The sequence below is a fragment of the Idiomarina sp. UBA3162 genome (assembly GCF_002364475.1).
Taxonomy (GTDB): domain Bacteria; phylum Pseudomonadota; class Gammaproteobacteria; order Enterobacterales; family Alteromonadaceae; genus Idiomarina.
Map to the genome: position 1 here is coordinate 79,157 of NZ_DEYI01000064.1, position 22,170 is coordinate 101,326.

Annotated in this window: 21 protein-coding genes and 2 rRNA genes; 9 read left to right on the plus strand and 14 right to left on the minus strand. The window is 47.4% G+C overall.

Going from position 1 to position 22,170, the window contains the following annotated elements; translation table 11 throughout:
* The first annotated feature begins 47 nt into the window (after window positions 1–47).
* From pcnB to panC, 4 genes are read left to right on the plus strand one after another with little or no spacing between them, the layout of a single operon-like run.
* Entirely contained in the window at window positions 48–1,412 is a 1,365-nt protein-coding gene (pcnB, locus tag B2X00_RS08240) for a polynucleotide adenylyltransferase PcnB (RefSeq protein WP_290487107.1), read from the plus strand.
* Window positions 1,405–1,923 (plus strand): 2-amino-4-hydroxy-6-hydroxymethyldihydropteridine diphosphokinase, encoded by a 519-nt coding sequence (gene folK / locus B2X00_RS08245; protein WP_290487108.1) that lies wholly within the window; start codon window positions 1,405–1,407, stop codon window positions 1,921–1,923. The genes pcnB and folK overlap by 8 nt, the downstream gene beginning before the upstream one ends.
* A gap of 4 nt (window positions 1,924–1,927) precedes the next feature.
* On the plus strand, window positions 1,928–2,725 hold the full coding sequence (gene panB / locus B2X00_RS08250; protein ID WP_290487109.1) for a 3-methyl-2-oxobutanoate hydroxymethyltransferase: 798 nt from the start codon (window positions 1,928–1,930) through the stop codon (window positions 2,723–2,725).
* Window positions 2,726–2,727: 2 nt separating this feature from the next.
* A complete protein-coding gene (gene panC, locus B2X00_RS08255; RefSeq protein WP_290487110.1) occupies window positions 2,728–3,570 on the plus strand; it encodes a pantoate--beta-alanine ligase in 843 nt (280 codons plus the stop codon).
* Here the strand turns inward: panC and panP are convergent.
* Genes panP through mpl form a run of 6 tightly spaced genes read right to left on the minus strand, consistent with a single transcriptional unit; the run spans window position 3,547 to window position 9,620 of the window.
* Window positions 3,547–5,208, minus strand: coding sequence for a pyridoxal-dependent aspartate 1-decarboxylase PanP (gene panP / locus B2X00_RS08260; RefSeq protein ID WP_290487111.1), 1,662 nt, complete (start codon window positions 5,206–5,208; stop codon window positions 3,547–3,549). The genes panC and panP overlap by 24 nt on opposite strands.
* A 4-nt stretch (window positions 5,209–5,212) precedes the next feature.
* Window positions 5,213–5,917, minus strand: coding sequence for a tRNA (guanine(46)-N(7))-methyltransferase TrmB (gene trmB, locus B2X00_RS08265; protein ID WP_290487112.1), 705 nt, complete (start codon window positions 5,915–5,917; stop codon window positions 5,213–5,215).
* Complete coding sequence (locus B2X00_RS08270) at window positions 5,914–6,690, minus strand: ABC transporter permease (protein ID WP_006954316.1); 777 nt, start codon at window positions 6,688–6,690, stop codon at window positions 5,914–5,916. The genes trmB and B2X00_RS08270 overlap by 4 nt, the downstream gene beginning before the upstream one ends.
* A complete protein-coding gene (locus tag B2X00_RS08275; protein ID WP_290487113.1) occupies window positions 6,687–7,622 on the minus strand; it encodes an ABC transporter ATP-binding protein in 936 nt (311 codons plus the stop codon). The genes B2X00_RS08270 and B2X00_RS08275 overlap by 4 nt, the downstream gene beginning before the upstream one ends.
* Before the next feature lie 9 nt (window positions 7,623–7,631).
* The gene (locus B2X00_RS08280) at window positions 7,632–8,267 is read right to left on the minus strand and encodes a flavin prenyltransferase UbiX (RefSeq protein ID WP_290487114.1); all 636 of its coding nucleotides are present in this window, start codon (window positions 8,265–8,267) and stop codon (window positions 7,632–7,634) included.
* A gap of 21 nt (window positions 8,268–8,288) precedes the next feature.
* Window positions 8,289–9,620 carry a UDP-N-acetylmuramate:L-alanyl-gamma-D-glutamyl-meso-diaminopimelate ligase gene (mpl, locus tag B2X00_RS08285; protein WP_290487130.1) on the minus strand — a complete coding sequence of 444 codons (1,332 nt, stop codon included), beginning with the start codon at window positions 9,618–9,620 and terminating at the stop codon, window positions 8,289–8,291.
* 129 nt (window positions 9,621–9,749) lie between these two features.
* On the opposite strand from mpl, the gene B2X00_RS08290 reads away from it, so the two are divergent.
* The 5 genes from B2X00_RS08290 to B2X00_RS08310 all read left to right on the plus strand — a co-directional run bounded on the left by B2X00_RS08290 (window position 9,750) and on the right by B2X00_RS08310 (window position 13,780).
* Window positions 9,750–10,724 (plus strand): class 1 fructose-bisphosphatase, encoded by a 975-nt coding sequence (locus B2X00_RS08290; protein WP_290487115.1) that lies wholly within the window; start codon window positions 9,750–9,752, stop codon window positions 10,722–10,724.
* An 81-nt stretch (window positions 10,725–10,805) separates the two neighbouring features.
* Window positions 10,806–11,333 carry an inorganic diphosphatase gene (gene ppa, locus B2X00_RS08295; protein ID WP_290487116.1) on the plus strand — a complete coding sequence of 176 codons (528 nt, stop codon included), beginning with the start codon at window positions 10,806–10,808 and terminating at the stop codon, window positions 11,331–11,333.
* Window positions 11,334–11,335: 2 nt separating this feature from the next.
* Window positions 11,336–12,043 carry an ABC transporter ATP-binding protein gene (locus B2X00_RS08300; protein ID WP_290487117.1) on the plus strand — a complete coding sequence of 236 codons (708 nt, stop codon included), beginning with the start codon at window positions 11,336–11,338 and terminating at the stop codon, window positions 12,041–12,043.
* Window positions 12,036–13,295: an ABC transporter permease gene (locus B2X00_RS08305; protein WP_290487118.1), complete on the plus strand. Its 1,260-nt coding sequence runs from the start codon at window positions 12,036–12,038 to the stop codon at window positions 13,293–13,295. The genes B2X00_RS08300 and B2X00_RS08305 overlap by 8 nt, the downstream gene beginning before the upstream one ends.
* Complete coding sequence (locus B2X00_RS08310; RefSeq protein ID WP_290487119.1) at window positions 13,292–13,780, plus strand: DUF3299 domain-containing protein; 489 nt, start codon at window positions 13,292–13,294, stop codon at window positions 13,778–13,780. The genes B2X00_RS08305 and B2X00_RS08310 overlap by 4 nt, the downstream gene beginning before the upstream one ends.
* 5 nt (window positions 13,781–13,785) lie before the next feature.
* Here the strand turns inward: B2X00_RS08310 and B2X00_RS08315 are convergent, their stop codons facing one another.
* The 8 genes from B2X00_RS08315 to B2X00_RS08350 form a co-directional block, all read right to left on the minus strand.
* Window positions 13,786–16,002: a two-component system response regulator gene (locus B2X00_RS08315; protein ID WP_290487120.1), complete on the minus strand. Its 2,217-nt coding sequence runs from the start codon at window positions 16,000–16,002 to the stop codon at window positions 13,786–13,788.
* Between the two features lie 79 nt (window positions 16,003–16,081).
* Complete coding sequence (locus B2X00_RS08320; protein WP_290487121.1) at window positions 16,082–16,792, minus strand: TIGR04219 family outer membrane beta-barrel protein; 711 nt, start codon at window positions 16,790–16,792, stop codon at window positions 16,082–16,084.
* Between the two features lie 22 nt (window positions 16,793–16,814).
* Window positions 16,815–17,816 (minus strand): DUF2333 family protein, encoded by a 1,002-nt coding sequence (locus B2X00_RS08325; protein WP_290487122.1) that lies wholly within the window; start codon window positions 17,814–17,816, stop codon window positions 16,815–16,817.
* 6 nt (window positions 17,817–17,822) lie between these two features.
* Window positions 17,823–18,242 carry a copper chaperone PCu(A)C gene (locus tag B2X00_RS08330; RefSeq protein ID WP_290487123.1) on the minus strand — a complete coding sequence of 140 codons (420 nt, stop codon included), beginning with the start codon at window positions 18,240–18,242 and terminating at the stop codon, window positions 17,823–17,825.
* A 34-nt stretch (window positions 18,243–18,276) separates the two neighbouring features.
* Entirely contained in the window at window positions 18,277–18,600 is a 324-nt protein-coding gene (locus B2X00_RS08335; RefSeq protein ID WP_071464272.1) for a hypothetical protein, read from the minus strand.
* A gap of 171 nt (window positions 18,601–18,771) precedes the next feature.
* The gene (locus B2X00_RS08340; RefSeq protein ID WP_290487124.1) at window positions 18,772–21,183 is read right to left on the minus strand and encodes a TonB-dependent receptor plug domain-containing protein; all 2,412 of its coding nucleotides are present in this window, start codon (window positions 21,181–21,183) and stop codon (window positions 18,772–18,774) included.
* Window positions 21,184–21,734: 551 nt separating this feature from the next.
* A 5S ribosomal RNA gene (rrf, locus tag B2X00_RS08345) occupies window positions 21,735–21,850 on the minus strand.
* Window positions 21,851–21,953: 103 nt separating this feature from the next.
* Window positions 21,954–22,170, minus strand: a 23S ribosomal RNA gene (locus tag B2X00_RS08350); the annotation flags it as partial.

The window sequence follows — 22,170 nt, forward strand, 5'->3', positions numbered from 1 at the left end:
GGAGAATAGTCATTATCAAGCAATTCAAAAAGCTAGCTGAACGAGCGATGTCGAGCTTTAAAAAGCCATCTAATAGCCGTTTACCACAGCTAACTAAGCTGACTCGCGATCAGCATCCAATATCTCGTAAAAACATAAGCGATAACGCCCTTAAAGTTTTATATCGGCTTCACAACTCAGGCTTTGAGGCCTATTTAGTGGGCGGATGTGTACGTGATCTGCTGCTCGGTATTCAACCGAAAGATTTCGATGTCACGACCAACGCAACACCTGAGCAGGTCAAAAAGCTGTTTCGCAATTGTCGCCTCATCGGCAGACGATTTCGCTTGGCACATATCGTATTTGGTCGGGATATCATTGAAGTCGCTACTTTCCGCGGTCATCACAAAGAAGACAATGATGAAGCAACCTCTCATGCACGTAAGCAACCTATCGCTAAGACCGATGAGAAAGGCTTTTTGGTACGTGACAATGTTTACGGGTCAATCGAAGAAGATGCCGAACGACGCGATTTCACGGTTAATGCCATGTACTACAATATTGCTGACTTCTGCATCTACGACTTTGCCGGAGGCAAAAAAGACTTAGATGCCGGTATTTTGCGACTAATCGGCGACCCTGAGCAACGCTACCGCGAAGACCCTGTGCGCATGCTGAGAGCTATTCGATTTGCCACTAAGCTTAATATGCAAATGGATAAGCAGGTGCAAGAGCCGATTAACGAGATGGCATCGCTTCTCAGGAACATCCCACCTGCGAGGTTGTTTGACGAATTCCTTAAGATGTTCATGTCAGGGAAAGCCAGTGCGAACTTTGAAATGATGGTGCAACACAACTTGTTCCAACAGATGTTCCCTGTGCTAAAAACCTACTTAAAAGATGAACAGTCGCCTGCCGTAGCACTGATTCAGCGTGCACTTTCTGACACTGATAAACGTGTTAATAACGAGCAACGCGTGACACCGGCGTATTTATTGGCTGTGATGCTATGGTATCCGATGGAAGCGCGACGCTCACAGTTAGAGGTTGAATCTGGGCTGCCGCCGATGGACGCGCTTAATATTGCATCTGCCGATGTGATCGATCGGCAATGCCAAACCGTCGCTTTACCTAAGCGCTTTTCACTCCCTGTGCGCGATATTTGGCAACTGCAGTTGCGCTTGCAAAGTACGCGCGGTGGTAAAGCGATGAAAGTACTGGAACACAAAAAGTTCCGCGCGGCCTACGACTTCCTTATGTTACGAGCTGAAATTGAGGGCTCTGATGCACTAATTGAACTCAGTCAATTCTGGACTAAGGCACAGAAAGCACCCAACAAAGTCATTGGCAACAAGCCTGGTCGCTCAGGACCTAAACGCCGCCGGCGTCCTCGTGCGCGCAAGAAGCCCAAAGGCTCTGAGAGCAATGAGTGATGTATACATTGCGCTGGGCGCCAATTTGGGCGAGCCAGCGCAACAGCTCAAACAGGCGTTGTTGCATATTAACCAATCAACGCACCTCAATGTGGTCAATGTATCCTCGCTTTATCAATCCAAACCCATGGGGCCGCAAGACCAGCCCGACTACGTTAATGCGGTTTGCCAAGTCGAATGCCATGATTTAACGGCCGAGCAACTATTGGCGTTGCTCCATCGAATCGAAGATGAATTTGGGCGACAAAGAATTCGTCACTGGGGCGAACGAACGCTCGACCTCGACTTACTGCTATTCGATGACATTCGCTGCGATACTGAAGCGCTCAAATTACCGCACCCGGGGTTATATGACCGCGGCTTCGTGCTACAGCCGTTAGCTGAATTTGCTCCGCACCTCGAGCTGCCGAATAATCATTCTGTATTGCAGCAACTTGCGATGCTTACTGATGAACCGCTTACCGTGTTATGCTCACGCTCTGAACTCATGACTTTGCTCAGTAAAGGATAGTCCTATGGCTGCGATGACCATTGCCAAGCTGCAAAAAAAGAAACAACAAGGCGAGAAAATCGCCTCTCTTACGGCATACGATGCAAGCTTTGCCAAATTGATGGCTGAGCAAGGCGTTGATTGTATTCTCGTCGGCGACTCACTCGGCAATGTTGTGCAAGGCCGTTCATCCACGGTACCCGTCACGATGACGGATATGACTTATCACACCGAATGTGTTCGTCGTGGCGCACCTGATGCGTTTATCATGAGTGATTTGCCGTTTATGAGCTATGGCACGCTAACCGATACTTTAAAAAATGCAGCTCAGCTTATGCAGGCAGGCGCCAACATGGTGAAGCTTGAGGGTGGTGACTGGCTCGTTGATTCGGTTAAAGCACTCACCCAGCGCGGTATCCCTGTCTGCGCACATCTTGGTTTACTTCCCCAATCCGTCAATGTGCTAGGTGGTTACCGGGTACAAGGTAAACAAGAGGCGCAAGCAGTGCAGCTGATTGAACAAGCAAAACAGCTCGAAGCTGCCGGCGCACAATTACTCGTACTGGAGTGTATTCCCAATTCTTTAGGCAAGCGCGTCACCGAAGCGCTCTCCATTCCCACTATTGGCATTGGCGCGGGCCCCGATACAGACGGTCAGATCTTAGTCATGCATGACATGCTCGGTATGAACAGTGAGTACTTACCAAAGTTCGCTAAGAATTTTTTAGCTGAGGGTGATGGAATAGCCGCTGCTTTTCGAGAGTTCAGCCAACAAGTCAAGTCGGGTCAGTTCCCTGAATTAAAACATAGCTACGAGGGTTAGTTATGTTAGTGCTTAAAAACTTGAAAAGTATGCGCCAGTGGCGTTCAGAACAAACCCATCCTGTCGCTTTAGTGCCGACTATGGGCAATTTGCATGAGGGTCACTTAAGCCTAGTCAAAAAGGCACAAACGCTGGCTGATAAGGTCGTAGTCAGTATTTTTGTGAATCCCATGCAATTTGGAGCAGGCGAAGATCTTGATAGCTATCCACGGACGTTGGAGCAAGACTGTCGTCTGTTAAGTGATGCCGGTGCGCACGCGGTATTCACTCCAACTGTCAGTGAGGTTTATCCCCGCGGACTCGAGCAACAAACACGCGTCGAGGTTCCCGGCATCAGCGATATATTATGCGGTGCCAGCCGGCCCGGACACTTTACCGGCGTAGCAACGATCGTATGTAAGCTATTTAACATGGCACAACCCGACGTTGCGGTATTTGGTGAGAAAGATTTTCAGCAACTGCAAGTGATTCGTTTAATGGCGAACGACCTTTCTTTACCCGTTCAGGTTGTCGGTGCACCCATACAACGTGAAGGTTCGGGGTTGGCGATGAGCTCACGTAATGGTTACTTATCGAGTTCTCAACGTGAGCAGGCGAGCCTTATTTATCAACAACTGTGTTGGGTTAAGCAACACTTAAATAATGCCTCTCAGGCAACGTCGTTATGCCGACAAGCAAGCCAACAACTTTCCCAACATGGTTTTGCTGTCGACTATTTTGAAGTGCGTAATGCTCACGATCTGACGGTGGCCTCTGACGACGCCGCGGAGTGGGTGGTGTTGGCGGCTGCCAAACTCGGCAGCACGCGCTTAATTGATAACTTACGCGTCGCGAATCAAACCTAACTCGCGCATCTCAGTGTGCAGCGCACCTCGTAGACTCGTCGCTTTCTCGGCAATTTCGCGCTGCTCCGCAATAATTTCACCTAGCATCTCATGGGTGGTTAGCGGGTTCGCCAATACGACCCTGAATACAACCGTCGGCACACGGTGATAATGCTCAGGCGTCAGCTTTGTGCGGGATACAAACGAGCGTCCACTTTCACGTTGACGCTTCTGAATATACCGAGTGAGTGCGTTCAAGTGCGGAGTTAGGCGCTCCACCTGCTCCGCATTTGCCTCTGTTAGCGCTTGCTTCACGCGTTTAGGTACAAAGCGATAAGTCAATAAACACAACTCAGGCTCTGTGATCACCTCGAAGTCATCTTGCTCAGCAATCAAACGAGAGAAATAGCGTGCCTTTTCGAGGCTATTATTTATTAGCAGTTCATAACCACGGCGTCCGATCACATGCATCGCTGAGAACACCATCATCGCCATACCCGGCCGTGAACCCTCCATGGTGTGAGAGCCCAAATCTTTCGAACCCTGACGGATAATGTATTCGGCATGATGCTCAATCGCCTTAACCATTGCAGGGTCCTTAAACAGCACCAAGCCCGCGCCCATGGGTACATACATTTGCTTATGCGCATCAATGGTGACACTATCAGCGCGCTCTATGCCACTTAATAAATGTCGATAATCGTTGGACAATAACGTCGCACCACCCCAGGCCGCATCGACATGAAAGTGAATACCTAATTGCTCAGCAATATCAGCCATGTCAGCCAATGGGTCTATATGCCCAGTCTCTGTGGTTCCCGCGACGCCTACTATCGACAGCACTTCGCCGCCTTGTTCACGTACGTCCTGACAGGCCTGTCGCAACGCATCAATCTTAATTCGGTTATTAGCATCGGTCGCAACGGCCACTAAATTCTTACGACCAATACCTAACACATCAGCGGCCTTGCTCAACGAGTAATGCCCTCGTTCCGAAACTAATACCACCAAACGTTTGTAATTATAATGCGCCAGTCCCGCAGCTAAGCCTTCTGCGGCTATCCCTGCAAAATCACCATCCGGCTTTAACAGTTGGTTGCGCGCAACCCAAAGCGCGGTCATGTTCGCCACAGTTCCGCCCGAACAAAATGCGCCGAGTGAGTGTTGTGCACTGTGCATCCAACGGTTGTAAAACGATGACTCGCGTTGATAAACCAAGTGGTGCAGCATACCAATGACATTACGCTCAAGCGGTGTAAACGCTTTGGAGGTTTCAATTTTGACAAGGTTTTGATTGAGACCAACCATCAATTTCGCGAGCGGCATCAAAAAGTAGGGTAGTGCCGACGTCATATGGCCGATAAACTTCGGTGAAGCTGTATGTACTGAGTGTGCTACTAACTTCTCCAATAAAAACTCGGTATGGTCGGAAACAAACTGAGGATCTTCTGGAATCGACGCTTTCTCAAAGTCGCGTTCGATATCTTGTAATGGCTTTTCTTTTGCCACGATATGATCGCCAAGGAAACCTAAGAGGTTTTCAGACAAATCTTTCTCAATTCGGCTCAGCGTTGAGTCGGGCGCCTCGGGTAGCGTAAAAATCCGATACAACGACTCTTGGTTTACTTCTGCGTATGACTTATCGTCCGCGTCATTCATATGCTTACCTGTCCACATTCTCAACTGCAGTAACCGCAGTCGTTAAATCAGCGGTTAACCGCCATAGTGCCTGTCCACTGGCTAAATATTTACGCTCAAAAGGTGTCATTGCCTGCTCAGGATTAATGGCGAGACAATTAACCGACGCATCCACCTGATTGAGCGTCAGCGCTTGTGCTACTTCGAGCAAGTAGGTACTCCAATTAGAACGCACCTGTAACTGACCGCCTATTTTCACAACCGCTGGCCAAACAGGTGAGCCATGCCAACGACGAGATAAATGCGCCTGCTTGGGCCATGGATTCGGGTATAGAATCGTATGCAACTCAATGGGCCACTCAGCTGCCGCAACCAAACGCCAGAAATCGAGTAAATCTGCTCTCACCAGATAGTAACGCTGTCCTCGCGATGAGCCCTCGTAAAAGTCATGTTTATCTAATCGGTGACTCGATTTATCGACACCCACGACCAATGCGTCAGGATATTGTTCTGCCAACTTAGCGGTACTCTCACCGACACCGCAGCACGAGTCTAAAATAATCGGTCCCTGCCATGCTTGCACGCGCTCATGTACCGCATCGAATGCGGCTTGGTTGTGAGCCTGTATGGGCTTTAAAAACTCCGATCCCCAGTGCCGACGAGCGACACTCAGGGTATCTTCATGAGGACCTGTTTGGTTCGAGTGTACTGGGCGTGCTTCTTGGTTCACGAACGAATTCCCTTACCTTTTTCTAGCAAGTAATAGGCACCTGAGAAAAACACCACGTTAAAAGCAATTAAAACCCACATGGCAGTCGCAATACCCACATCTGACTGACCTAAAAAGCCATAGCGGAATCCATTTACCATATATAAGATTGGGTTTGCCATCGACACGTTCTGCCAGAACTCAGGTAGCAATGATACCGAGTAAAACACACCACCGAGATAAGTTAGCGGTGTTAAAACGAAAGTCGGTACGATAGATATGTCGTCAAATGTCTTACCGAATACACCATTGAGTAAACCACCTAGAGCAAATAGCGTTGAGGTTAATACCACGGTCAGAATGACATACCCGATGTGGGCGATGCTAATATCGACAAACATAAAGGAAACGAATGTCACAATGACCGCCACGATCATTGCACGTGCCATGCCACCACCAACATAACCGAGAATAATGGCCCACGTCGGTACCGGCGAAACCAGCATTTCTTCAATGTTGCGTTGAAACTTTGCACTAAAAAATGACGACGCTACGTTTGAATAGGAGTTAGTAATCACCGACATCATGATGAGACCTGGTACGATAAACTCCATATAAGTCACACCACTCATGGTGCCAATACGCTCACCCACGATACTACCGAAGATAACAAAATAGAGGGTCATGGTAATTGCGGGCGGCACTAAAGTTTGCACCCAAATACGCAGAAAACGCGTGCACTCTTTTATCCAAATTGTTTTTAGCGCTATGATATTGGCCGATGCGTTACTCATTGACTACTCTCCTCTTGTTTTCGGCCGTTCTCAACCATATGAACAAATAACTCTTCGAGACGGTTGGCCTTGTTTCTCATCGATAAGACCTTCGCGCCTTGCCCGCTCAGCTGCTCAAATACGTTATTCAAGCCAGCGTCTTTCTCGACATCAACTTCGAGGGTGTTATCGTCGCTCCAGCGACTGTCGAAACCATCGATTGAGATGTCTTTGTGACCCTCTGCCAAATCTAGAATAAAGGTTTCACGACTTAATTGAGTGAGCAGCTTCTTGATAGAGGTATTCTCCACAATACGACCCGCATCGATGATGCCAATATTACGACATAACATCTCAGCTTCCTCTAAATAGTGAGTCGTTAAAATGATGGTAATGCCTTCTTTATTGATTTGCGTGAGGTAGTCCCACATCGAGCGCCGTAGCTCAATATCGACGCCTGCTGTCGGCTCGTCTAAGATGAGCAGCTTAGGCTCATGCAGTAAAGCGCGCGCGATCATCAAACGACGCTTCATACCACCTGAGAGGGCACGTGCAGGCTGATCTCGCTTATCCCAGAGACCCAATTGTTTGAGGTACTTCTCCGAGCGTTGGTGCGCCAGCTTACGTGGCACGCCATAATAACCCGCTTGGTTAACAACGATCTGACGCACTGTTTCAAACTGATTAAAGTTAAATTCTTGCGGTACGAGACCAATTTGTCTTTTCAGGTCAGCGAGCTGTGTATCGAGGTCATAACCAAATACCGTTATCTTACCTTCGGTCTTATTGACAAGGCTTGAGATCACGCCAATCGTTGTTGATTTACCAGCGCCATTAGGCCCTAGTAACGCATAAAAGTCGCCTTCCTGAACCGTTAGGTCGATACCCTTAAGCGCTTCAAAACCTCCCTTGTAAACCTTTCTCAACCCTTTAATTTCTAATGCATTAGTCATTACTAAAATTTACTCCTTTCCATAACCCCAGCGCTGCATCAACGATTGCTCAAGACCTAAGTGGTCCAGCATCCGCGCGACCATGAAGTCGATTAAGTCGTCGATACTCTGAGGTTGGTGGTAAAAACCCGGTGCAGCGGGCATTACAGTGACTCCCAGCTCACTTAACTGCAGCATATGACGCAAGTGGATTGCCGAAAGTGGCGTTTCGCGAAGCACGACAATAAGTTGGCCTTGCTCCTTTAGAACCACATCGGCCGCTCTCTCTATCAAGGTATTACTGCTACCTAGCGCAACCGATGAAAGCGTGCTTGTTGAGCAAGGGCAAATGATCATACGCTTCGGTGCGGCAGAGCCCGAGGCGACCGGCGAGAACCACTCTTCTTTACCAAACACTTGTAATTGCTTTGGCGCAACTTCAACACCGCGTTTTGCAAGCAATTCGACCCATTGTTGCTGCATTTTTTCGGGCGCGGCGGATAAATTGACCTGATGCTCAGTGGCCATCACCACACGAGCCGCGCTTGATACAAGTAGATAGATTTGTTGTTTTTGTCGTATAAGACATTCTATCAAACGAATAGCATAAGGGGCACCCGATGCACCCGTTATTGCCACGGTAATGCGATTATCATCAGCTTTCATTATAAATCATCTAACCTGTGATTAGTTTTCTTGCAACGCGCTAACTAAACGCTTCTGCATACCTTCGAACCCACCATTGCTCATTATAACAATCGTGTCGCCTGACTCTAAATCCTCTACAGTCTGTTTTAACATCGCTTCTGTCGTACTATAAACGTGTGCTCTAGGTACCGCGCTAGCGATATCCCACTCAATCGACTCAGGAGCAAATATTTTAATACTATCCGCATCGGCAAGTGCGGTTGCCAATGCATCTTTATGAACTCCCCTTTTCATCGTGTTTGAACGAGGCTCAAGCAATACTACCAACCGTCCTGCTTGACTGCTTTTTAGCGCTTCGACTGTAGTTTTGATTGCCGTAGGGTGATGAGCGAAATCGTCAAACACTCTTATTCCGCGGTGTTCGAGCAGTAGTTCCAGCCGGCGTTTGGGGGCTTTAAATGTTGCTAAAGCCTCTGCTGCTTGTTGCGGTAATACGCCAACATGGAAAGCCGCGATCATTGCCATCACGGCATTCTGCATATTATGGGTGCCCACCAGTGGTAACTTAACGACGACTTCGTTGTTATCGCGGCACACAACGAAGGACGAAGCATCTGCTGAACTCGCACGGTACTGCCAGTCTTTCCCAGCGCGGACTACTTCACTCCAGCAGCCTTTTTGAACGACCTGTTCGATGGCGTCAGCCTGATCGGGAATGATAACTTGCCCATTTCCAGGAACAATTCGTAATAAATGGGCAAACTGCTTTTGAATATCAGCTAACGTGTCGAAAATGTCAGCGTGATCAAACTCAAGGTTGTTGATAACCAGCGTGTTCGGTGAATAATGAACAAATTTAGATCGCTTATCAAAGAATGCGGTATCGTATTCATCCGCCTCAATAACAAAAAAGTTGCTTTTACCCAGCGCTGCACTCACATCAAAGTTACCGGGTACGCCACCAATCAAAAAGCCAGGCTGATAGCCATTTGCTTGCAGAATCCAAGTAAGCATACTGGCTGTTGTGGTTTTACCATGCGTCCCAGAAACAGCGAGCACCCAACGCTGACCCAAAACATTGTCATGCAACCACTGAGCGCCGGAACAATAACTAAGTTTCTGGTTCAGTACCGCTTCAACTTCAGGATTGCCGCGGCTCAGAGCGTTACCAATAATGACTAAGTCGACCGCTTTATCCAAGTTATCTGCATTATAGCCCTCTTTCAGGTCTATCCCCAGCGCACTTAATTGGTCACTCATCGGTGGATACACCTGATGGTCAGAACCTGTAACCTGATGACCCAGTTCGGTTGCTAAACGGGCGATACCGCCCATGAATGTGCCACAGATACCAATAATGTGAATATGCATAGTCATTTTTCGAGCTAAAATAAAACGCTAAGTGTATCACTCACGCGCACAATCAACAGGATTTTTGCGCAGAATTAATGTACGATACGCGTCCATACACCTGTCACGAAAAAAAGGGAATGGAACGACATGAAACGCCTGCTTCCAACGCTCCGTGCTGATAATGCACCTGAAGGACTGATTTCAGTTCTTAATACCATACAAATTGCTGCTAAAGAGATCTCTTTTCGGTTACATCAAGGCGCCCTCGCCGGGGTATTGGGCTCAACATTGGATGAAAACATTCAAGGTGAAACACAAAAGAAGCTCGACGTCGTCGCTAACCAACTACTCAAAACTTTATTACTTGAGTCTCCTCGCGTACATGCCATTGCTTCCGAAGAAGAAGACAGCATTGTATTGAGCCCTAATTCTGGCGAATACTTAGTTGCTTTTGATCCGCTTGATGGAAGTTCCAACATTGATATCAATGGCACTGTGGGCACGATTTTCTCGGTGCTACCTAAACCAGAAAATCCATCCAATGATGAGTCCATGTTCTTGCAGAAAGGGCGTAATCAAGTCGCAGCTGGGTACGTTCTTTATGGCCCCTCGACAATGTTGGTGATGACGACAGGCACCCATGTTCGTACATATACTCTTGACCAAACCGTAGGGGAATTTTTACTGACAAAGGAAACCGCGACGATTCCAGCAGACACGCAAGAATTTGCAATCAATATGTCTAATCAACGTCATTGGAGCACTGCGGTACGCGAATATGTTGAGCATTTACTGCTCGGCGAAGAAGGGCCACGACAAAAGAATTTTAATATGCGTTGGAACGCCGCTATGGTTTCTGATGTCCATCGTTTAGTTACACGCGGTGGCTTGTTCACTTATCCTTGGGATGCTCGCAACCCAGAAAAGCCTTACAAGCTACGTTTAATGTATGAAGCAGCGCCTATGGCAATGATTGTCGAAAAAGCGATGGGTGCAGCAAGTAATGGTTATATGCCTATTTTAGATATTGAGCCAGAACATATTCATCAACGGGTTGCTGTTGTCATGGGCTCCTCGAATGAAGTACAAGAATGTGTTGAGTATCATAAGAAACATGGCTAAGGCAGTGGTTTAAGCCCTTGCTCCGACAGCGACAAACGATATAATTCACGAGTTAATCACTTTTTTGATGTAGGAATAATTATGAGCTTAGGTAACGTACCTGCGGGTAAAAATCTTCCAGATGAAGTCAATGTAATCATTGAGATCCCTGCAAACGCAGATCCGATTAAATATGAAGTCGATAAAGACACTGGCGCCCTTTGGGTTGACCGTTTCATGGCGACGCCAATGTTCTACCCATGCAACTATGGTTTTGTGAACCATACCTTGTCTCTCGATGGTGACCCTGTTGACGTGCTTGTTCCTACACCTTACCCACTGCAAGCAGGCTCAGTGATTAAATGTCGTCCAGTGGGCGTGCTTAAAATGAGCGACGAGTCAGGTGAAGACGCTAAAGTCATCGCGGTACCTGTCAGTAAGCTGACCAAAGAGTACGATCATGTGCAGGACATCGATGACCTTCCAGAGCTTCTTCGTGCACAAATCACGCACTTTTTTGAGCGTTACAAAGAACTCGAAAAGGGCAAGTGGGTTAAAGTTGAAGGTTGGGGCGACGCAGCTGCGGCAAAAGAGGAAATCGAGTCCTCTTATAAGCGCGCTCAGAAGTAATCATGGCCTCAGCCATTGAAATTGATCGTCTTGCCTTTGCCTGGCAAGGCGATCAACTCACTTTAGATATTCCCCATTGGCAAGTTGAAGCAGGCGAAACCGTTTTATTACGCGGACCCAGCGGTAGCGGTAAATCAACTTTGTTATCCCTGCTCGCAGGCATCAACGTTGCTAAACAGGGTAGCGTAAAACTACTCGAGCAATCGCTGTCTGAGCTTAGCGGTCGTAAACGCGATAGATTTCGTGCCGATCACATCGGTTATATCTTTCAACAATTTAACCTACTCCCTTATTTAAGCGCGCTGGACAACGTACTTTTAGCCACACGGTTTTCTCCTAAACGCCGCCAACGCGTAACTGAAAGTGGACAGTCGGCGGAACAACTCGCCATTCAATACTTACAACGGCTCGGTCTTAGTGCCACGCAACAACAACAAGCAGCGGCTAACTTGAGTGTAGGTCAACAGCAGCGCGTGGCAGCCGCCAGAGCACTGCTTGGCGCGCCCGAACTACTTATCGCAGACGAACCAACTTCTGCGCTCGATAGTGACCGGAGAGATGATTTTATAAAGCTATTACTCGAACTCAGTGAACAGAATAATACGACCGTGTTATTTGTGACGCATGATGCGAGCCTCGGGCAGTATTTTAATCGCCATGTTGAGTTAAGCGACATTAATCAGGCTGTGGGAGGTTCGTCCCATGCTTAAACTTGCTATTAAAAGTTTGGCTAACCGCAAAACAAGTGCACTACTGACGGTCATCGCAATCGCTGTAAGCGTTGCACTATTGCTTGCCGTTGAACGAGTAAAAGAACAAGTCCAAGCGAATTTTGCGAATACCGTCTCGGGCACTGATTTAATCGTTGGCCCACGTAGTGGTGACGTGCAATTGTTGTTGGCATCCGTTTTTCATATCGGAGCGCTTAACAACAGCATGAGCTGGCAGAGCTACGAGAAGCTCAGTCAAAATCGACAAGTTGATTGGTCAGTCCCCATTTCTTTGGGTGATAGTGTGAGTGGCATGCCGGTTGTTGCGACTACAACTGACTATTTCAAGCACTTTAAGTATGCCAACCGACAACCGCTTGAGTTACAAAGCGGCGTATGGTTTGCAGAGTCAGAGCAAGCGGTATTAGGCGCCGATGCCGCAGAAAAGTTGGACTTTAATGTTGGTGACCAGCTAATTATCGCACATGGCACAGGTGGTGTTAGTTTTAGCGAACACAGTGGTCATCCAATTGATGTTGTTGGCATTTTAAATCGCACGGGCACCCCTGTTGATCAATCCATTTATGTTGACTTAAAAACACTTGAGGACATTCATAGCGGCGAGACGGCTGGCGACGCCGAAGAGCATACGGACGGGCATACCGGTCATGATGAGCACGCTGACCACCATCACCCGACTAGCGCTATAAGTGCGGCATTGGTGGGTTTAAAGTCTCGCCAGATGGCGTTATTTATGCAGCGCGATATCAACACCGCAGATGGTGAGCCACTGACTGCATTAATGCCGGGGCAAACATTGCAACAGCTTTGGAAAACATTACGTGTGTTTGAGCAAGCGCTTAATGGCATCTCCGCTATTGTTGTTATCATTGGCCTACTCGGCATGCTCACAATCTTGCTGGCAAGTCTACGTGAACGTAGCCGAGAGATGGCTGTGTTGCGAGCAGTAGGTGCTGGCCCGGGTACATTGTTCACATTGTTAGTCACGGAAGCGGTTTTACTGACAGTCGTCGCTACCGCTTCAGGCCTGGCGTTACTATATGTCCTGCAAATTTCCCTTGCCGGCCTTATTCAGCAGCAGACCGGCTTATTGTTTGCTCTGCAGTGGCCTACTACGGCAGAATGGTTGAGAATGTCATTTGTGGTCGTTGCAGGTTTCTTAATGAGTCTTGTACCTGCTTGGCGCGCTTACCGCCAATCACTTGCAGACGGTTTAACGGTGAAAGTATGAAGTATAGTTTGAAAGTAATCATCAGCACGACGTTGCTGATTCTCGCGAGTCAAAGTATGGCATTCGCCAGTGACAAGATAGGCTGGAAAGATTTAGTCCCTGAGGGCTTTACACCTCCACCTGTAAAGCCACAGTCATACTATGACCAGAACCCAGAAGAAGCTGAGCAAAAGTTTCTTGATGCGCCTGTGGTACAAGCGTTAGATGGCAAGAAAGTAAAGATTCCAGGCTATGTAGTACAACTCGAAGGTAACGCAGATGCTGTTACGGAATTTCTTTTAGTGCCTTATTTTGGTGCCTGTATCCACGTGCCACCACCGCCTCCCAACCAGATTATTCACGTTAAGTTTGCTGAAGGCGTGCCTTACGAGAATACCTACGATGCGGTATGGGTTGAGGGCACTATCTCAACCCAACGTACAGATAGCGATCTTGCAGTTACAGGTTATTCAATGAAAGCTGATAGTGTGACTGTTTATCAGTAGCTGCCTTAATTAATGTTGGCGGATTGCTTAGCTAGCAATTCTGCCAACTTTTCCGCCGGCATCGGCTTGGCAAAATGAAAGCCTTGTGCTTCGGCGACTTTTAAGTGTTTAAAGTAATTCACTTGCTCTTCAAGCTCAATGCCCTCTGCCAATACACTCATGCCCAGTCGATGAGCCATATTCACAATAGTCTCAATTATGATACGGCCACTGTCTTCATTTGAGTTGTGTACGAATGTCTTGTCGATTTTAATACGATCGAGAGGAAGTTTCTGAAGGTAACTCAACGATGAGAAGCCGACGCCAAAGTCGTCAATAGCAACGTGAATTCCTTGCCGCTTCAAGCGATAGAGTATATCAGCAACAAGATCAGGATCTTCCATCACGATACTCTCGGTTATTTCCAACTCTAGCCGATCCGGGCTGACGTTGTGATTTTGTAGCTGTTGCTCAACAAGTTCAGGAAAGTCACGCATCCTGAATTGGGGCACTGACACGTTAACCGCGACGCGAAGCTCTGGCAAACCCAACTCATCAAACTGGCGTATCTGCTGACAGGCTTCCTCAATTACCCAAGCACCAATATCAACGATTAACCCAGAGTATTCCGCAAGAGGAATGAACTCGCCGGGTGATATGAAGCTTCCGTCCCGCTGTGGCCAACGTAATAAGCTCTCTACACCAATAATTCGTTTAGAGGCTAAACATACTTGCGGTTGATACCACACTTGTAGACGTCGCTCTGCAAAGTCTGCTCGTAGCAGACGCACAATGTGCAAACGACGCTGAGTTTCTTGCTCCATGTAAGGCAAGTAGTAATTATGGCGCTCGAAAGAGTTCTTCTTGGCATTCTTGAGCGCAATATAGGCTTGCTTAAGCAAGCTTTTACCGCTTTCATGCTCACTGTTGGATGCTGCTGTAAAGCCACACGTAATACTAAGTGGGATATGATGCTCACCCGCGCGATAGGGCAGTCTGAACAGCTCATTTAAATTACGAGGTGAAATAATTTCTTCTGGACCAATTAAACCAAACACATCGGCTGCTATGCGTGAGACAAACACATCCTGACCGAGTTGCTCACTGAGTCGTAACGCTACTGAGCGCAACAAAAGGTTACCCACGTCTTGCCCCAAGCCATCGTTCACATCAGAGAAGTGGTCTATATCAATGATCGCAACGACCGTTCGCTCGTCTTTAAGTTTTGCTAATTCGGTTAAACGTCGTGAGAATTCGCCTCGGTTAGCCACACCCGTTAACGGGTCACGGTAGGCTGCGGCTCTCAACTCTTCAAACAAATTGGCATTTTCAAAGCCCACCGCGATGTTTGCGAGAAAGACCTCAAGTAATTCCTGGTCGTAGTTCTCAAGCAGTTCTTCGGTTTCAATATAAGCTGCCGCTTGATGTATCTGACCATCGATAAAAAACACAGACGCGCCATCAAGTTGAATATGTCGCTGCTCACGCAAGCATTGCTTTACCGCATCTTCGATAAATTTAGAATTTAAACTTGTCAGCGAACGGTTAATGCTACCGGCAAAGTGTCCCGCCGCACCCAATACCAATATCTCGTTGTCTTTGTGCGGTGCGCGCGCCCCAACAATACCTTCGGCGCTCAAACCTAACAGTGATGCGAGTTGGGTAACTACGCCCTCAGAAAAATTAACGATCGAATGTTTTTCCATCAAGTTAGAAGCCGAGTGGATTATTTTTCGTAATCCTCGACGATTCTCATTGATGGTACGGAGTTGTTGGTAGGAGCGTATGGCAGCGTAGACCGTTGTTAGCAATCGGCTTCGAGTTAACTCGGTTTTGGTCTTGTAGTCATTGATATCGTAATCTTTAATGACACTCTCTTCAGGCGCATAGCCTGGCTGCCCGGTACGTAACACGATTCTAATTTCGTCATTTCGTAGTTCGCTTCTAATGGCGCGCGCTACTTTTAATCCAGCGTCATCAGACTCCATGACGACATCCAATAGAACCATCGCGACATCATTTTGGTTAGCAAGCACATCCATGGCTTGCTCACCACTGTAGGCATGAATAAATTCAAGTGATTTATCGGCAATAATTACGTCAGATAGCGCCATTTTGGTTACGGCATGAATCTCCTGATCGTCGTCAACGATCAAAATTTTCCAACTTTCTAACGCGGTGACTGCCCTAGCTTCATCATCGTCATCGATAAGAAACAGAGGCTCTTCATTATTACTGCTCATTCTTGCCTGCAAATTGTTAATCTCGATATAACAATCTAGCCATATCGAACTTCAACTGCAAGTATTTATGAGTTGTTCATCAGAAATGAACGTCGACTGACAAATAAGGACCCGAGAAGCGCACATCGCTATAAGTGTCATCGATATCATCTAACTTAATTTCCATATCACGATAACCGAGGCTGACGCTGGCATCGACCGCGGCGTTATCAAGAAACTGGTACTCAACCGATGCGCTGATATCGCGGATATCACTATCATCAAAACTGACGGCACTCGCTTCGGCATTTATCCACCAAGAGGTAAAAGGCAGTCCAATCTTTGTGGCCGCATAGGCCATCGGTACAGTACCCGAGAATTCTACAGGCGTCACGGTAGAATCTGCGACGATGTAGCTACTATTGCCATCAAACCGTTTCGCGTTGACACCTAAGTCAATAGAAACGATATCGTTGTCAAAAATTTCGTAGTACAAAATATAATCGACGTGGCTGAAGTCGCTCTCGGGGTTGATTCCCTCACCATCAACGGTCATATCATTCCAACGCGCTTTAAAATTAGGGATTAAAGGCACTGGATGCTCAAGTGCTACATAGTAACTTGAGAATGTTTCGCTTTGGTCATCGTAATTGCCAAGCTGGACCTGCGGCTCGAATGCCGAAATCGAGCCATCGGCATTACCGTTCCAATATTGCCCACCTGCAAAAATACCAAAAATGGTGTCAGCATTGGCAGCCATTGGAGCGAGCGCCAAGCCAGCGAGTGGTAATATTTTCGCAATATGCTTCATAGTTGAACCTTCTGTAAGTTGCTTAACCTTGTGCTAGCAAGCTGCGTAATTCAATGAGCGCAGCATTAGCACGAGAAATATAATTAGCCATTACCAATGAATGGTTTGCCATCAGACCAAAACCAGAACCATTCAGTACCATTGGGCTCCAGAGTGTCTTCTGTGTTGACTCTAATTCACTAATAATCTGTTGCAAGCTAATTAACGCATTTTTATCTTCCAGAATATCTTTGAAGTCGATTTCGACAGCTTTCAAGTAATGCAGTAACGCCCAAGAAGCGCCTCGCGCTTCATAAAATACATCGTCAATTTCCCACCAACTGGTTTGCTCTCGTACGATACGAGGAGTTGGCGTAGACTGCCGAGCTTTTGCATCACCGGCTAGCGTGATATCGGGCTCAACTCGCGCCACACTCGCACTTAAACGACGCGATAAAGATCCCAAACGTTTCTCTACCTCCGCTACCCACGCTCTCAAGTTATCTGCTCTGGAGTAAAATTGTGCGGAATGGTCATTAGGGTCAGCAAGCGCAAGCCGATATTGCTTTAATTGTTTAATAACCTCGTTAAACTCGCTCTCTGGCGATGGAGCAAACCAGCTTTCGTGATCAATATTCATCGCGGGCTGTGCCACCACTAGGAAGCTATTTTCGGCAGACTGGGACTGAGAACGACTGTATTCGTTACGCATCACTAACATAAGATCGCGCGTCATTTGTACAACGCCGTATTCCCATGCCGGAATATCATCAACCCACACAAAGGGCGGAAGGATATCATTGCTCATGTAGCCACCACGCTTATTTAGCAAGGTATCCAACACTTCGATAGCCGCAGTTGAAGTTGCAAACCCATTGACTGGTTCTAAATTCAATTGCTCTGCTTGCGCCTGAACGCGTTGCTTAACGCTGAACGTGTCGGGTTCTTCAGAGAACCACCAAGCAATAATCCATAAAATAAGCAGTAAAGATACTAATGAAATGAGTAACCATTTAATACTCAGCTTAAATTGACCTATTCGCATAGTCTGCTATCGACCCTCAATCGGAATTGAAATTGTTTGTGTCTGATTATCATCGTACGAAATAGTGAGATTAAAAGTTTGTCCTTCCACCAAAGGCTTTTTCAGGCTCATTAGCATGAAGTGATAACCACCACTTTGGAACACAACCTGTTCACCGGGATCAATCGTTAATTCAGGTACGTGTTTCATCGACATCATGCCATCTCGCATTTCATGTGTATGAATCTGAGTCATTTTGCTGATATCTGAAGTGGCGTGATGAATGGTAATAGGTGTGGATGAAAGGTTCTCTAGCGTCGCAAATGCAACGCCGTTTTGAGAACCCGGAATGGACGCTTTTGCTCGCGCATCAGAAATACTCAAAGTATCTTGCGCCATAGCACTCGTTGATACCATTAGCGCAAGACCCACTAATAACTTTAACATTGGTTTCACCTCAATTTTTGTCATTGAAGTGATGTTACACGGTTTTGCGTCGATCCCGAAACACAAAGTATAAGATCAGCAAACAAACAATGAGTGGCCAAAACATACCAATGCCGGTAAATATTAATGCAATGAATCCTGCAGCCAAACCGAGCAATACACTACCAAACACAGTCATCACGACAAAAAACACTAACCCGACTACGGCAAATCCGATCAGTAGACTGATAGTAAACTCGAGTACTGACCCTACTGCAAAACCTAAGCCTGAAAGTATTTCTGGGGCAAAAAATAGCGCACCTATAACAAGTAACGCGATTAACCAACCTTTACCGGAACTACGTTTATATGTGGACATAATGCCCTCCTCCTGTATCTACGCTACTTTTTTAATTCAATCTCCGTGCCAATTTATAACTATTTGTTTTAATTAGCTTTTATACAGTAACAATATGTGAGTGAGGCATTTCTACGCACATAAAATAAAAAAAACCGCCACATAGTGGCGGTTTTGACTAACTCAATTTAATTAGAAGCGATACTCAACTTCCGTGTAAACATATCCTCCATTAAAGCCTATCGGCGAGTTAGTAAGCGGATATTTAAAGATGCCATTAAATTGATTACCTTCACCACGTTCGTCGGGATATTCATTAAACAAGTTTTGTGCACCAACCGTAATGTCGAACTGATCGTTTAATGCGTAACTCACTGTGATATCAGTAATCCAATTCGGTCCGTACGTCTCTTTACCACTTGAGTAATTGATACTGTAGGTACCAAAATAGCTAAATTGTACGTTACTCGTCCATCGACCCATTTCATGCGTCAGACCCAAAGACGCACTACTTGAGGGCACTGACTCTGTCATTCTCACGCGTTCATCTTCGTCAAACAGGACTTGCTCAAGTCCATCGAGCAACGGCGGTAAGTTAACAGAATCGATCTCTGTATCGTTGTATCCATAAGCGAGTTGCGCTTTTAACGAGCCATAGCTGTCGAGGTCATAATCTTTGCTAACGACCAGATCAATGCCCTGGGTCGTTGTATCCACAGCGTTAACAAAGAACCGAGCATTATCAGCATTTGTTTGTGCAAGTGCTTCCGCAACGGCCGGTGAATCCATTGGTGATACATCGCCCGACAATATGATGCGGTCATCGATTGCGATTTGATAGGCATCGAGTGTTACCGCGAGTCCATCATAGCCATTCCACACCAACCCAAGGCTGTAGCTCTGCGACTCTTCAGGCTCTAAACGTCCAATATTGAGGGCGTTAGCTACATCACTTAAATTGTTAAAGGTACCCGACTGCTCCGGCACTAAACCGTTGCCACGATCAACGAATAAGGTTGATACATTGGTGAAATAAAGTTGCTGCACACTCGGCGCTCTGAAGCCCGTGTTGACTGCCCCACGTATCGCAAACCGATCGGTAATATCGTAACGCCCGGAGAGTTTCCAACTGGTGTTGTCACCAAAGTCGGAGTAATCTTCGTAACGTACCGCAGCGCCCCACATGAAATCTGTAGTAAGCTGATTTTCCGCTTCTAAATACACACCAATATTATCTCGGCTTTGGTCGACCTCAGACTCTGGTGTAAAACCACTAAAACCCTGACTACCTGACGGACGATCCTGGTAACCACCATCGATGTACGAGGCTTCCTCGCCTGCCGTAATCTGATAGCTATTCTCGCGATAACTGATACCCGTGGCAATCGAGAGATCAGAGTTATTCAAAAAAGGAATGAAACGTTGGGCATCGATAGTGACGTTTGTTTCCCTATTTTCTAATGTACCCGCTTCAAACGAAGTCGGCGTAACATTGGGTCCTAAGGAAGCATTAAGCGAGTTTTTTACGTTATATTGAAACTCGCTCATACCATGACCTGCGCTTACATCAATGGTCCACTCATTTAATAACCACTCATAACCTACGTAAGCAGAATAGTCCTTCACGTCAGGCGCGAGAATTGGCAAAAACCCATCAGGATAGATTTCTGTAAGCGTATTGGACTGCAGTGCTCGACGATAGAATGCGCCCGACTCTGATGAGCGATCACTTACGCCAGCAAAAGCATATAAAGTGCCACCTTCAACCACTTCCTGCTCATAGTTTGCGAACAACGCTGCGTTTTCGTACTCTGCATCACCTACATGAAAACTATAGCGATCAAAGGTTTCTTCTCGCGGATCAGGGTCGCCATTAGGTAATTCGGGGTACTGCTGACGTGGATCAGGACCTGCACGATTTGTACGGTTTTTATGATGAAATTCACCTGATAGTGTGAGAGAGCCTGTATCACCTACTTTAAACCCACCACTAGCAGATAGTTTGTATTGCTCGCCGTCACCTTCATAGGTTTGACCGACTTGTGCATTGGCTGTGCCGCCGGAATCATTGTCCTTCAGCACGATATTGATAACTCCAGCGATCGCATCCGAGCCGTAGAGTGCCGCGGCACCGTCGCGTAGCACTTCAATGCGCTTAATCGCTGAAATAGGTATCGCGTTTAAGTCGACATTAGAACTACCACGACCGGTTGTCCCACTTAAATGTACTAAGGCCGATTTGTGACGACGCTTTCCGTTCACCAACACCAACGTATGGTCAGGAGAAAGTCCGCGTAAAGAGGCAGGACGCACAGCATCTGTGCCGTCTGTCACTGAGGACGACGGAAAGTTAAAGCTCGGCACGGCATACTGCAGCGCTTTTGCTGTTTCTGTAATGCCCGTAGCTGCTAAGTCATCTGCTGAAATGATGTCGACCGGCGCCGCACCGTCTGTTGCCGTGCGATAAGATAGCCGTGACCCAACAACCTGAATCACTTCTTCTACGTCCGCCTCGGCTTGATCTTGCTGCTGGGCAAACGTAGGTAGGGAACTAATCGATGTTGCTGTAACAACAGCCATCGCAATTGCATTATATTTTTTCATTACTGCTCTCCATGGGCCCTAACACAAACAAATTATGTTGGGCAATATACCAGTAGTTAGGAGTACGCAGATAATGCAGTTTACGATTATATATAAACAAAAATTATAGGTAGCGTGCGCCTTGGGCGCACGGGGCGGTGTGGATTACGTGCCCGGTCGTTATCCCCGTCGTAGCGTGCGCCTTGGGCGCACGGGGCGGTGTCGATGGTCGCGCAGGATGCGCGACGTACGTGCCCGGTCGTTATCCCCGTCGTAGCGTGCGCCTTGGGCGCACGGGGCGATGTCGATGGTCGCGCAGGATGCGCAACGTGCAGGGTGCGGGCGCGACGTACGCCGGCGAGCAGGCATAAAAAAACCCCAGCCACTTGGCTGGGGTCATTCTATTTGAAGTCTGGCGCCGCCACAGGCGCTCGCAGAGCTCGCACCGTTCAAGCGGCGTCTTGCCACATGGGTGGCAAGCCGAATTCCCGCTTTCACCCTACTCTCACGTAGCACACCACCAGGAAATAAAAAATCCCCCGTGCTTGCGCACGAGGGATTGTTTATTTGAAGTCTGGCGGTGTCCTACTCTCACATGGGGAGACCCCACACTACCATCGGCGCTGGTATGTTTCACTTCTGGGTTCGGAATGGAGCCAGGTGGTGCCATACCGCTATGGCCGCCAGACATAAACTGTCACAACATGGATTCGGCTGATTGTATCGCCACTCTCTTATTCAATTCGATAAAGCGTCTTACGTGCTCAACAAGCAAACACCTTGGGTGTTGTATGGTTAAGTCTCACGGGCCATTAGTACGGGTTAGCTCAACGCCTTACAACGCTTCCACACCCCGCCTATCAACGTCGTCGTCTGCAACGACCCTTCAGAGCACTTAATGTGCTAGTGAGAGCTTATCTCGAGGCTCGCTTCCCGCTTAGATGCTTTCAGCGGTTATCGATTCCGAACTTAGCTACCCGGCAGTGCCACTGGCGTGACAACCGGAAC